The organism is Hyphomonas sp. TMED31, from assembly GCF_002172815.1.
In the GTDB taxonomy this organism is placed as follows: domain Bacteria; phylum Pseudomonadota; class Alphaproteobacteria; order Caulobacterales; family Hyphomonadaceae; genus Hyphomonas; species Hyphomonas atlantica.
The window spans coordinates 1-12,401 of the sequence record NZ_NHCK01000097.1; the positions used below are offsets into that span (position 1 = coordinate 1).

The 12,401-nt window shown below is 59.6% G+C and carries 13 protein-coding genes; 4 read left to right on the forward strand and 9 right to left on the reverse strand.

Annotated features, from left to right (window positions below):
• The 3 genes from CBB91_RS13710 to CBB91_RS13720 form a co-directional block, all read left to right on the forward strand.
• Window positions 1-419 (forward strand): zinc-binding dehydrogenase (locus CBB91_RS13710; RefSeq protein WP_273014683.1); only part of this gene is annotated, 419 nt, incomplete at its 5' end.
• A gap of 14 nt (window positions 420-433) precedes the next feature.
• On the forward strand, window positions 434-1,726 hold the full coding sequence (locus CBB91_RS13715) for an amidohydrolase family protein (RefSeq protein ID WP_273014685.1): 1,293 nt from the start codon (window positions 434-436) through the stop codon (window positions 1,724-1,726).
• Between the two features lie 116 nt (window positions 1,727-1,842).
• A complete protein-coding gene (locus tag CBB91_RS13720; RefSeq protein ID WP_273014687.1) occupies window positions 1,843-2,724 on the forward strand; it encodes an OmpA family protein in 882 nt (293 codons plus the stop codon).
• Window positions 2,725-2,788: 64 nt separating this feature from the next.
• On the opposite strand, the gene CBB91_RS13725 is transcribed toward CBB91_RS13720, so the two are convergent.
• From CBB91_RS13725 to CBB91_RS13750, 6 genes are all read right to left on the reverse strand, one after another.
• Window positions 2,789-3,859 carry a DUF2855 family protein gene (locus tag CBB91_RS13725; protein WP_273014689.1) on the reverse strand — a complete coding sequence of 357 codons (1,071 nt, stop codon included), beginning with the start codon at window positions 3,857-3,859 and terminating at the stop codon, window positions 2,789-2,791.
• Complete coding sequence (locus tag CBB91_RS13730) at window positions 3,856-4,614, reverse strand: enoyl-CoA hydratase/isomerase family protein (RefSeq protein ID WP_035549436.1); 759 nt, start codon at window positions 4,612-4,614, stop codon at window positions 3,856-3,858. Before CBB91_RS13730 ends, CBB91_RS13725 begins: the two co-directional genes overlap by 4 nt.
• A complete protein-coding gene (locus CBB91_RS13735) occupies window positions 4,611-5,942 on the reverse strand; it encodes a cytochrome P450 (protein ID WP_273014692.1) in 1,332 nt (443 codons plus the stop codon). Before CBB91_RS13735 ends, CBB91_RS13730 begins: the two co-directional genes overlap by 4 nt.
• 49 nt (window positions 5,943-5,991) lie before the next feature.
• A complete protein-coding gene (locus CBB91_RS13740; RefSeq protein ID WP_273014694.1) occupies window positions 5,992-6,942 on the reverse strand; it encodes a pseudouridine synthase in 951 nt (316 codons plus the stop codon).
• A 21-nt stretch (window positions 6,943-6,963) separates the two neighbouring features.
• Complete coding sequence (locus tag CBB91_RS13745) at window positions 6,964-7,383, reverse strand: hypothetical protein (RefSeq protein WP_035549440.1); 420 nt, start codon at window positions 7,381-7,383, stop codon at window positions 6,964-6,966.
• A 69-nt stretch (window positions 7,384-7,452) separates the two neighbouring features.
• On the reverse strand, window positions 7,453-8,682 hold the full coding sequence (locus tag CBB91_RS13750; protein WP_273014696.1) for an EAL domain-containing protein: 1,230 nt from the start codon (window positions 8,680-8,682) through the stop codon (window positions 7,453-7,455).
• A 267-nt stretch (window positions 8,683-8,949) separates the two neighbouring features.
• On the opposite strand from CBB91_RS13750, the gene CBB91_RS13755 reads away from it, so the two are divergent.
• Entirely contained in the window at window positions 8,950-10,212 is a 1,263-nt protein-coding gene (locus CBB91_RS13755; RefSeq protein ID WP_273014698.1) for a SulP family inorganic anion transporter, read from the forward strand.
• Between the two features lie 6 nt (window positions 10,213-10,218).
• On the opposite strand, the gene CBB91_RS13760 is transcribed toward CBB91_RS13755, so the two are convergent.
• The 3 genes from CBB91_RS13760 to CBB91_RS13770 all read right to left on the reverse strand — a co-directional run.
• Window positions 10,219-11,178: a lysophospholipid acyltransferase family protein gene (locus CBB91_RS13760; protein WP_345906883.1), complete on the reverse strand. Its 960-nt coding sequence runs from the start codon at window positions 11,176-11,178 to the stop codon at window positions 10,219-10,221.
• Entirely contained in the window at window positions 11,175-12,170 is a 996-nt protein-coding gene (gene lpxK, locus CBB91_RS13765; protein WP_273014700.1) for a tetraacyldisaccharide 4'-kinase, read from the reverse strand. The genes CBB91_RS13760 and lpxK overlap by 4 nt, the downstream gene beginning before the upstream one ends.
• The coding region (locus CBB91_RS13770) for a hypothetical protein (RefSeq protein WP_273014701.1) at window positions 12,167-12,401 on the reverse strand (235 nt) is incomplete at its 5' end. The genes CBB91_RS13770 and lpxK, both read right to left, overlap by 4 nt.

The following is a 12,401-nucleotide window of genomic DNA, read 5'->3' on the forward strand; positions in this document are numbered from 1 at the left end:
CCATGGCCGAGGCGCTGGGCGCAACCGCGCTGAACGCAGGCGAGGCCGCGCAGATCGTGCAGGAACAGACCAGGGGTCGCATGTGCGACAGCGTGGTGGAATGCGTCGGCGCAGATCCGGCGATCCATTTGTCTCTGAAACTTGCGAAGGCTGCGGGCACAGTGTCCTGTATTGGCGTGAACCAGACGATGGATTTCAAATTCCCAATGGCACTGGCTTTCATCAAGAATCTGACCTTCCGCACGGGCACATGTTCGGTGCCGGAACATTGGCCGGAATTGATTCCGCTGGTGCAGGCTGGCAAGCTAACGCCGGAACGCACGATTACCCATCACATGCCGCTATCGGACGGGGCCGAGGCATATCGCATGTTTGATGCGCGCGAGAATGGCGCGATGAAAATGATCCTGACACCCTGACGGAGGCAAAGCCCATGACAAAGATACTGAGAAAACTCGCAACTGGTGCAGCACTCGCGACGGTGATGACCGGGGCCGCGATGGCGGATACGACCGTGATCCATGCCGGGCATGTGCTGGCGGAACCGGGCGAAGGATATTTGACGCGCCAGACCATCACCGTGGAGGACGGCAAGATCGTTTCCGTGGAGGCGGGCTATCAGCGCGCCCCGCGCGGAGCGGAGCTGATCGACCTGAAAGATGCCTATGTGCTGCCCGGCCTGATCGACAGCCATGTGCACATCACCGGTGAGAATGGGCCGAACGAGCGGATCAAGGCGTTCGAGGATACGGATGTCGATGCCGCCTTTGATGGCGCAGGNTTCGCCTATGTCACGNTGNTNTCNGGNTTCACGACGGTTCAGGATGTCGGCGCGTCNAACAATGCGATTTTCGGACTGCGGGATGCNATTGCNAAGGGNAATGTNCCGGGGCCGCGTATCCGNGCNTCCGGNCAGGCNATCAGCGTGACNGGCGGGCATGGCGANNTNAANGGCTATTCGCCNGANGTCATGGCCTTGTTCACGGGCAAGAATGTCTGCAATGGCGCTGATGATTGCCGCCGCGCCGTGCGCCAGCAGATCAAGGAAGGCGCCGACGTTATCAAGATCACCGCGACGGGCGGGGTGCTGTCCAACACACGCGCGGGTCTGGAACAGCAGTTCACGGATGACGAGTTGGTGGCGATTGTCGAGACGGCGCATTCGATGGGTCGCAAGGTGACCGCACATGCGCATGGCAAGGGCGGCATTATCGCCGCGCTGAATGCGGGCATCGATTCCATCGAACACGGCACCTATACCGACGATGAAACCGTGGGCCTGTTCAAGGAGCATGACGCGGTGCTGGTGCCGACGGTGCTGGCAGGCGCGACGGTGACGGGCTGGGTGAACGAGCCGTGGCTGCCTGCGCCAAGCCGTGAAAAAGCTGCGATCATTGGGCCGATGATGGTCGAGACTTTGCGCCGCGCGCGGGCCGGCGGCGTAACGGTTGCGTTCGGAACCGACACCGGCGTGTCCAAGCATGGCGATAATGCCGGCGAATTCGACCTGATGATCGAAGCGGGCTACACGCCGGAAGAAGCTATCCGCACGGCGACCGTCGTGGCGTCAGAGCATGTCGAAATGGCGGATCAGATCGGCACGATCTCGGCGGGCAAGCATGCCGACATCATTGCCGTCATGGGGGACCCATTGAAAGATATTGGCGAACTGCATGATGTTGATTTCGTCATGAAGGACGGAACTGTCTACAAACAGGTGCAATAGAGGCTGGGGGTTCGCCTCTGCCGCGAAGTATTTTGACAAGGCGCNATATTGGCCTGAGACTTGCCTGCTGGGATCAAGTTGCCGCAAGAAATGCGGTGCAGATGAGGAAGTGCTGAATGACGTTCGACCGATTGTTCGCCGGGAGTGTCTCCGCGATGGCTTGCCTTGGGCTGGTTGCCTGTGGCGGCGAGGAGGTGGACGCAGAGCCTGTGTCGACGGCGAGCGAGTCCAATCAGTGCGTGCCGTTGGCGGAGGGGCAATATTACTGGGATGGGTCAGCCTTTGTCGTGTCACCGACCCCGCCGGCGGCCCCCGCTGCGGAGCCTGAGCCAGTCATTCGCCGCACCGCAGACGGAGCGGACTGGGTAACGGCGCTGGAGCGGACATTCCCGGATGCGGGGTATCCCTGGATGGGCCTGCACGCCAGTGGTCCCATTGCAGTNTTGACGGGGCTCGCCCCTGACGCCGAGGCGAAGGCGCTAGGGTTTGCGTCGGGGCGGGCGGCGATCGAAGAGAATGCCGAAGCTGCACCGGACGTAACACTTATCGTGAACGGAATATCACTTGAAGAGGGAGGGCGTGGTGTCGGGGACGCTCTGGTTTCCCTTTCCAATGGTGATATCGATGCCATGCGCTGTCAGGCCGCCTTCAACAATACGATGCGTGACCGGACGATCATGTTCCAGAGTAATCTGGCCATCATCTCACCAACCAGCGAAGACTTGCTGGATGCGGTAAGCGGCGTGGCGCTCTTGTGTAATGATTATGCCATTGAAATCGGCGGGCACACGGATTCGCGCGGATCGAATGACTACAATGAGGTCATCTCCACGCAGCGGGCGGAAGCGGTTCGCGACTATCTGGTGGAGCGGGGCGTGGATGCAAGTGCGCTCACGGCGGTAGGCTATGGAGAAACCCGTCCGCTNGACCGGGCGGAGACCTATGAAGCGTGGGCGAAGAACCGGCGCATGGAGTTCAAGGTATCGGAGCGCCGCTAGAGCGCTCAGGTGTGCGACCTGCCCTCGCTGTTTGGCCGCAGCGAGGGCTTTTGTCATTCGGGGGTCAGATTGAGAGGATCAGGCCTTCTGACGGGCTGACCTTGGCATCGACGGTCTGGTCCCACGCCTTCGNGATCGCCTTGGCGCCCTTGGCGTGTTTCGGTGTCACGAAAGATTTTGACGCGGCATAGAAGCTTTTCAGGGCAGCGCCCAGGCGGCGATTGATTTCNGCCCCGCCGAGCGTGGCCGCGCGTTCTGCTGCATAGGTGGGAACGAAGAAGAATTCCGGTTGCGGATCCGGCAGGGCGATGGGGGAGCGGTCTCCTTCCCAGTCCGTTGCGCCGATGATGAGGCTGCGCACCAGACGGTCCTTCAGNGCGTTGTGAATGTCTGCTGTCAGNGTTGGNCGCCCCAGGAAATCCACAAAGGCGGTCAGGCCGCGTGTGTGCAGATCGTCAGCGTCGTCATAGGTTTGAACGCGGGCATACAGGCCGGTCTTTTTCAGGAAGGCGACATTGCCCGGCGATGTCAGTGCGATCGTATCCACGCCGCCGCGNANTTTCAGGCAATGGGCAAGTGCCATCGCGGTTTTCGAGGATGCGGACGAGATGACCACTGTTTCCGGCACCGGGTCGCCGGTTTCCATCAGGCAATCATCGATCATCCAGCCGGTGGTGAAGAGGGGCCGGAACAGCATCTGCTGGTCCTCCAGCGCAGCGTCATAGGACGGGTCACCGGCGGTGTTGATGTAGGTGTTGTAAATTGGCGCGAGGCCCTGGCGATGGGCGGCACCATCCAGGAAGCCATGCTTGCCGACATTCACGGGCTGAACGTCGAAATGTTCGGAAATGGGCAGATAGCCGTAGAAGCGCTCGCCCTCCTTCAAGTGCTCGACCTTGGACTCGACCACGGTGGCAAAGCCCCAGACCGGGACGCGGCCATCGGCGGGGTCTGCGGCGGGGAAAAAGTCCCAATACTTCATCTGCTCGCCAAACGTGGCATAGGTGACATTGTTGGCCGTCAGGGCGAATTTGTCGACTTTCAGGCGCGCGGCCCCATCTGGCAGGGCGGGCAGGTCGGCCGGCACCCAGCGCGTCTCGCGCAAATCGTCCCGGCGGATCAGGAAATCACTCATGTTTTCGCTTTCTTCGTCTTGCGCGTAAAGGCGGCGATCCGGTCCTGCATGTCTGGGCCGGTCCCTTCACAATTGAGTACCTCCCATTGCAGGCCGCTGTCCATGTCTCGCGCGTCAGTCGCTTCGAGAAGTCGCTTGTTCGCCGCATGGGAGAAGGGCGAGTTCTCCAGAATTCGCCGGGCCAGCGCGTCACAGGCCTCGTCAAACCGATCCGCCGCGACGACCTGCTCGGCGAGGCCAATGCGGAACGCTTCCTGCGCGTCGATCATGTCGGCGGTGAACATCAGTCGTTTTGCCGTAGCGACGCCCACGCGGCGAGGCAGGCGCTGGCTCATTCCCCAGATCGGGGTGAGCGCCCATTTGGCGTGCGTGTCGCCGAAGCGNGCAGTGTCCGAGGCGATGATGAAGTCCGCCGCCAGGGCCACTTCCAGAGCGCCAGTGTAGCAATGCCCGTGAACGGCCGCGATGACCGGCTTGGGCAACCGCTCCATCAAGCGCAGCGTTTCCGAATGCCAGCCGGGAGAGGGAACCTTCTCACCTTCGGCAATGTCCCCAAGATCATGCCCGGCCGAAAAGCACTTTCCCGCCCCGCGCAGGACAACGCAGCCGATTGAGTCATCCTTCTGCAAATCCAGAACATGCCGGCGCAATTCCTGAAACATGCCCACGGTGAGGGAATTCAGCTTGTCCGGCCGGTTGAGGGTCAGCGTGGCGAGGCCGTCATTGTCCTGACGAAGAACGAGGGCTTCGCTCATGTGCCGAGGTCCACCATGAGGCTGGAGATTGCATGAACAAAGTTGCTCGGTGCCAAGCTCTGTTCGCCCGTCCATTTGATATCCGGGAAGCGGCGCAGGATGTTGCGATAGGCAGAGTCCAATTGCATGTTCGCCACGCGCTGGCCGAGGCAGACATGCGGGCCGTGACCGAATGCGAGATGCTCCTTCGCATTGTCCCGCGTAATGTCGTACTGGTTCGGGTTCGGGAATTTGGCTGGATCCCGGTTTGCGGCGGCGTAGTACATGACGACCTTGTCGCCTTCAGCCATCTTTTGACCGCCAAGCTCCGTCTCTGTCGTGGTCGTCCGGCGCATATAGGTGACCGGACTGACCATGCGGATCGATTCATGAACGAAATTGGGGAACAATTCCTCATTCGCCATCAGCTTGGCTTTCTGGTCCGGGAATTGTGTCAGCAAGCGCATGGTGCCGGAGAGGGAGTTTCGTGTCGTGTCGTTGCCGGCGAACACGATCAGCAACCACGAACCGTCGAGGAATTCCGGGCTAAGTGGCTNGCCGTCAATCTCGACATTGGCGATGGCCGAGAGCAGATCATTCTGCGGATTTTCGCGGCGCTTTGCCAGCATGTGGCGGCCATAGTCGAACATGGCCTGAATTTCGCCCATGAATTCCATCATNTGTTCCGGCGTGACATTGCCGAGGCCTTCCTGCTGGGCCTGATACTGAGAGTTTTCGAGGAAGTGCATCCAGTGGACCAGCTTCGGGCGGTCTTCTGCCGGGACGCCCAGGATCTCACACAGCGTGAACAGGGGCAGTTCGGCGGAGAACGTCTCCACCATGTCCACGATGGGGCCGTGCTGTTCCATCTTGTCCAGCAATTCGTTGACCTGGACATCCACGCGTTTCTTCAGTTCGGCCACGAAGCCCGGACGGAAGAACTGCATATGCTCCATACGGAGCGTTGTGTGATAAGGCCGGTCCAGATTGATCAGGCTGTTCAGGCTGGATGAGTGAAGCAGAGGATGGCGCGGTGTATCTTCCTGACCATAGGTCATCAGGATGCCGCCGCGCTGAGACGAATATGTAATCGGGTCCAACTCAACCTGCTTGACCAGGTCATATGATGTGACGGCCCAGAAACCCGCGCCGACCTGCTCAGGGTGCCACATGACCGGGGCCTTCTCGCGCATCTCGGCGAATGCATCATGGGTGTAGTCACCGCGAGATGAGAAAACGGATGGGTCGGTAAGGTCTACCGGCGGCGCGAGATCATACGCCGGCGGAAAGCTCGGCGGGCGCGGCGGCGTATCCACCTGATACGTGTCGGTTACGTTCTGTAGGGTCATGANGGCCTCCGTCTGGCGTTNGTCCACCGGCGGCCCTTTTCTGGCCGTCTCAGCNGGGCTTACTGCGTTTCCTGGAGGGCAGCTTACCNGATGGCGACCTGCTGCCAAGGCGTGACTTAGGGGCAGGTTTTTGGGGTGGCCGGGACGGTTCGGGAGTCTTGATGGCGTGTTCGGTGTTCATCAAATGCCCGATAGCCTGTTGCATCAGTTCCGGTGGAACTTCCTCCACCGCGCCGGGGCGCAGATCATCCAGGATGAACGGGCCATATTGAACGCGGATCAGTCGGTTGACCTTCAGATCCAGCGATTCCAGGGCGCGTCGAACTTCCCGTTTCTTGCCCTCGGCGAGGGTAACCGTCAGCCAGTTGTTTGCGCCGGTTTCGCGGTCCAGTACGGCCTTGATCGGCTTGTAGTTCACGCCGTCGACCGTGATGCCTTTAGCGAGTTCGTCGATCTTCTCCTGTGTCACCGTGCCGTGGGCGCGCACGCGATAGGTACGCTCCAGCTCGTTCTTGGGCAGTTCCAGTGCCCGGGCCAGCGCCCCATCATTGGTCAGCAGCAGCAGGCCCTCGGTCGTCAGGTCGAGGCGGCCAATGGTGACAACGCGAGGCAGGGATTTCGGCAGTTCGTCAAAGACGGTACGGCGACCTTCAGGATCCTGCGTCGTCGTGATGAGGCCGGATGGCTTATGATAGCGCCAGAGACGGGTTGCGTCGGGTGCGTGAATTGTTTTGCGGCCAACCCGGATCAGCTCGCGACCGGTCACCTTGAAGGCCGGGGATGTCAGCTTGACGCCATCGACGGTCACCTTGCCCTCTTCAATCATGCGCTCGACTTCACGGCGCGAAGCAACACCTGCGCGGGCAAGGTATTTGGCGATCCGTTCGCCTTCGCTCCAGTCCTTTTCGAGGTCTGGCTTGCGGGATTTGGGGGCTAGGCGTGGCTTGCGCGATCCGGAAGGCTTCCGGCGCGAGCGGCCCGTCTCTCGACGCTCCGTCATGGGATTTTCTTTCTGTGACTTCTACAGCAGGCTTTGAATGAAAGGTGCAGCGATCGCAAGACCGAATATGATCTCGAACACGATCCAGACCGGGATCATGCCGGGCTCCCGGTTCTTGATCCGGTCAAGTATGCGGGACATCAGTCGACCGACGCCTGCACCGACCCAGCCTGCGGCAAGGGGAAGGACGACAATGCTGGTGAGAATTTCCGGTTCAGATCCACCCAGATTCACCAGAAGAATTGCGGTCATCAGGTGGGAGAACAGGAAAAGGCCGCCATAGGTGGCGCGGAACTCGGAATAGCCGCCGGGCCGCAGCGGGTCGGGGTCTTCGACCAGGCGGACAACCCGGCTGGCCCATGCGGGTGAAAACATTGCAGACAGGCCCAGAACGGCGCCAATCAGCAGGGTTATCAGGGATATGATTTCACCGATACTCATGTCGCAAATTCTCCAAGTGTGATCTTACAACCTAGGATGATTTGCACGAAAAAACAGGCCGAATGATGGTCAGGAAGCCTGACTGAACTCGTTAAGCGAATGGGCGATCTGTTGAGACGGGCGTCCCAGCAGGTAACCTTGGCCCCGGCGAACGCCGAGCAGCTTCAACGTGTTCAGCTCCGCTTCGGTCTCAATTCCCTCGGCGATGATGTGTGCGGAAGTTTCGCGTGTGTAGAATAGCAGGGCGCCGATAAGTGCGCGGCGGGCAAGATCCTGATCCACATTGCGCGTCAGGCTCATATCCACTTTTACATAGTCCGGATTGAGTTGAACGATGTGCCGAAGCGATGAGTGGCCCGCGCCNGCATCGTCGACGGCGAGACGCAGCCCAGCGTGGCGCAGCGGACGCAGAACGCGNGTGAAGCGNTCATAATCCTCGATCACGGCGTGTTCCGTGATCTCCANCANGATGCGGTCGAGCGGNAGCTTGAGGAAAGTTTCGGCAAACTGGCCGCTGATCACGGTCGATGGGGACACGTTGACGGAAATGTACTGGTCCGGTGCGATCTCGCCGATCTTCTCGACAGCTTGCCGGATCGAGGCGAGTTCCAGTTCGACCGAGAGTCCAACCTTGGCGGCTTCGTCAAACCAGACATCCGGCGTGCGATAGGGTTCCGCAGAGAAGCGGCAAAGCGCTTCATATCCGCTGGGGTGCATCTGACCGAGATCCACAATGGGCTGATAGGCAATGGCGAATGCGTTGGTTNCGAGCGTGTCCATGATGCGCTCTCGCATTTCCTGCAAGTGGCGCTTGTGGGCGTATTCCTTGTCGATCTGCTGCGCTGCCAGGTTNGAGAACAGGCGCATGGTCTCCAGGTCGCGTTCATTCAGGCTGGGATTCGCNTTGGGCCCGAGACAGCAGAACATCCCGAAGGGTGTGCCGTCTTCAAGGTGGATCGGAATACTCATATGCGCGCCGATCGGAATCTGGCGCGTAATGGGCATGGCCTGAGCNAGCGGATTGGCGGCGGTGTCCGGGATCAGCTCCGGCAAGCGTCCCTCCAGGATGTGAAGGCAGTAGACTTCTGAGAGGTCGCGGCTGTCACCCGGTTTGATCAGGTGTTCCAGACCCGGCGCATCGACGTAGCGGAACACGGATTCGTCGCCNACGAACTCGGACACATACGCGATCGGCATTCCGAGATGCTGGCGGATCGCGCTCAAGGCAGCATTGATTGCCTCACGGGAAGTGTCAGTCGGTTCGCCCAGTGCCATTGAGGGCAGTGATAGTCCGCTCATTGTTATCGTCCTGCATACGATTGCACCCGCCGGAGGGATTTTCCGGCCCCAAATTCTGATGATACGCCGATGATCCTGCAGGTCCGTTCCCAAGTTCGATGAAGCCGAACAGGCTTTGTTCGCAATTTTGAAAGGAATTGCGTTAACGCGTGAGAACTGTCTGACGAGTTCGCGCCAGCGACAATTTTACGAATGTTCGTTCGGCCTGCTGCGGGTGTAGGAACATTTCTCAATTGCTAATTGAACGCATGAACGTTTGGGACGCAGATGAAGCCCAAGATACTGACCACTCTGACCACGTACTCTTCTTCGCTGTTCGTGTCCGACCTGTTCGCGGGCATCACAGTCGCGCTTGTTGCGATACCCCTTAGTCTCGCGATTGCAATTGCGTCTGGCGCTGACCCCGCAGCAGGCCTTGTCACCGCCATCGTGGCAGGGTTTCTGATTTCCGCGCTCGGGGGCAGTCGCGTCCAGATCGGCGGTCCAACAGGTGCTTTTATTGTGGTCGTGTTCGGAGTGATCGCCGCACATGGTTATGATGGATTGGTACTCGCCACTTTCATGGCCGGGATCATCCTGGTGCTGGCTGGCTTGCTCCGCGCCGGCAATCTGATCAGTTTCGTTCCGGAATCCGTTGTGAACGGCTTTACCGTCGGCATCGCCATCATCATCGCAGCGAGCCAGATCAAGGATTTATTCGGGCTTCAACCCGAGCATTTGCCAGCTGAATTCATAGGTAAGGTCGATGCCCTGTGGGCGGCCAGGGCGACNGTGGACTGGACGTCGCTGGGCATTGGCGCGGTGACCATGGNCCTGATTGTATTGCTGCGCCGGATTGCGCCAAAATTTCCGGGACTGATCGTGGCGGTTGGATTCACATCAGCCGCGGTGTTTCTGTTTGATCTCCCGGTNGACACGATTGGCAGTCGTTTCGGTACGATGCCCAGCCAACTACCTCAGCCCCGACTGCCGGATTTGACACTCAACCGGGTCATCGAACTGTTGCCTTCAGCTTTCGTGATCGCGTTTCTTGCGGGCGTCGAATCCTTGTTGTCTGCCATGGTTGCGGACAGGATGACGGGCGGGCAGTATCGGCGAAATGCGGAAGTGATGGCGCAGGGGGCGGCCAATATTGGCTCCGCCATATTTGGCGGGCTACCTGCGACTGGAGCGATTGCGCGAACGGCTACGAATGTACGTGCGGGTGGCAAGACCCCCGTGGCAGGTTTGGTTCACGCGCTTGCCATACTTCTGGCGGTCCTGTTTGCAGCACCTCTCGCGGGATATCTCGCCATGCCTGCACTGGCCGGGCTCCTAATGCTGACGGCCTGGAATATGAGCGAGCCGAATAAATGGCCCCAGTATCTGTCTGNCCAAAAGTCAGACCTGATCTTGTTGCTGATCACGCTGATACTGACGGTCGTGGCGGACCTGACCATCGCCATTGGGGTTGGCGTGTCTCTGGGGCTTGCCCTCAGATTACGTCGTCGCCAAGTGCCTCCGGCAGAGTGGACTGAACCAGAGCGCTAAACTGAATCAGATGATGCCCGCGGCCTTCCAGGCTTCTTTCGGCCAGCGTCTGTGTTGCCAGAACCACTGGCCCGGATTGGCGCGAACCTGGGCTTCAATGAAATCTGTAATGCGCTGCACGCTCCGGCGAATGTCTTCGGCCTCATCGCCCGTGTTCTCCGGGGTGAACGGTTCATGGAAGGTGATGCGGAAACGTGCGGGCCCTGTGCGCACCGTGGAAACCGGCACGATGGGGNCGCCATATTTCATCGCAAGGCGCGTTGGCCCCGGCGCGGTCATTGCGTCGTGCCCGAAAAAGGGGNTGGCGATGCCTTCATTGAACTTCTGNTCGTTCATCAAGGCGATCGGATTGCCTTTGGACANGGCNCGCATCAATTCACGCGTGCCNACCCCTTTGGGGGCATTTACCTGCGTGCCATAGGCNGCGCGNAGATCGGAGATGCGCTTGTCGATGTGCGGGTTGTTCAAGGCCCGGTACGTCATCACCGCTTCAGGCAGGCGCTGAGTAATCGTGGCGGGCATGATTTCCCAATTGGCGAAGTGGCCGGAGATAAAGACTGCGCCCTTGTCGCTCGCCTTGATCTGGTCAAGGATTTCCAGACCTTCGATCTCGACACGCCCAGACGTGTACGGATCTATCGAAGGCAAGTGTGGTAACTCACCTGCAACGCGGCCAGCGCTTTCCCANGCGGCGAGGGCAATNTCNTCNNCCTTNTCGNCGGTCCAGTCCGGNAANGCGAGNNGNAAATTGCGCTTNACCGTTTTGTGCTGAGACAGGCGTGGTCCGATTTTCTTCATCAACCAACCGCCGAAGTTCGATGCGCGCTCAGGTCCGAGCAACTTCATCGGCTCCCAATAGATGAAGTCCCACGCAATAGTTTCGAGGCGCCACTGCACCCGCTGCCAAAAGGTTGCGCGATTATCGATGTCCTTTGGACGGATGTATTTGGGAGCGTCCTGGGTCATGACTCTTCCACGTTCAGGATGGGGGCGAGCAAGGCGTCCAGCCGACTGAGGTCTTCGAATTCTGCATGAACCGGGAATTGCAGAATGCCGCCGCGCTCATTCGGATAGATACGCACATAGTCCTTGCTGGTCGTAATCAGCTGTGCGCCATGTGTTTTGGCCAGTTTATGAAGGAAGGCGATTTCTTTCTTTGAATAATCGTGGTGATCCGGATAGCCGATAGCTTCCCGAATGTCGCCGCCTTCGGCTTTCAGGCTGTCAAAGAATTTCTGTGGACGGCCGATGCCAGCGAAGGCTACGAGTGGGCCAGCCGGTGCCGGTCCTGATGGGACGATGCGGGCGCGCAGGACAGGGAGGCCACTATCGATCACCTGCTGTGGGACGCCGCCTTCGCCCATAAGAATAACGGCATCTGCACGCGCCAGGCCATCTTCCACAGGTTCGCGCAATGGCCCTTTCGGCAGGACATGACCATTTCCGAATGGGGCGGCCGCATCGATGACGATGATGGACAGATCCTTGGCGAGGCTGGGGTTCTGATGCCCATCATCCATGATGGCGACTTTGGTGCCATAAAAGGCCATCATCTGCACGCCGGCAAAGCGGTCCTTTCCGATCCAGCTTTCTCCCGTCTGCGACAGCAGAAGCGGTTCGTCACCACACATGTCTGCGGTGTGCCAGGTTGGGTATATTTTCTGTGGGCTGATTTCTGACCCGCCATAGCCACGCGACAGGCTGGATGCGTGAATGCCCTTTGACTCGATATGCTTGCGAATGGCCTGGACGATCGGGGTCTTTCCGACGCCGCCGGTTGTGAGGTTTCCAACGCATATGACGGGGATGGACGCCTTGGCCGGAATAGCGCGGGCAAGCTTGCGCCGGATTCCATAAGTGTAAAGTGCGGCGAGGGGCGTCAGCAGGGCGCGTGTGACAGGGGCCGCTTCGCGGGATTTCGGATCAAGCCCCGCAGACCAGAAGTGCGGAGCCTTCATTGCAACAGTCCCGGCTCTGGCAGGAGGGGGACAAGAGCTGCCAGCGTTAGCGCCATTGGCGCGTCAGCCGCATCGTTCAATTCCTGAAGGGCTTCTTGCGAGGGAGGGGCCATGGACTGCAAGGCCTTGCCGATGGCCTTGGCCGTCTTCAGTTTACGGATGAGTTTTCTGGCCTCAAGGTCGTCCATCATGGTGGCGAAGTTGAACACGTCGGGTCCGGTGACTACGGGT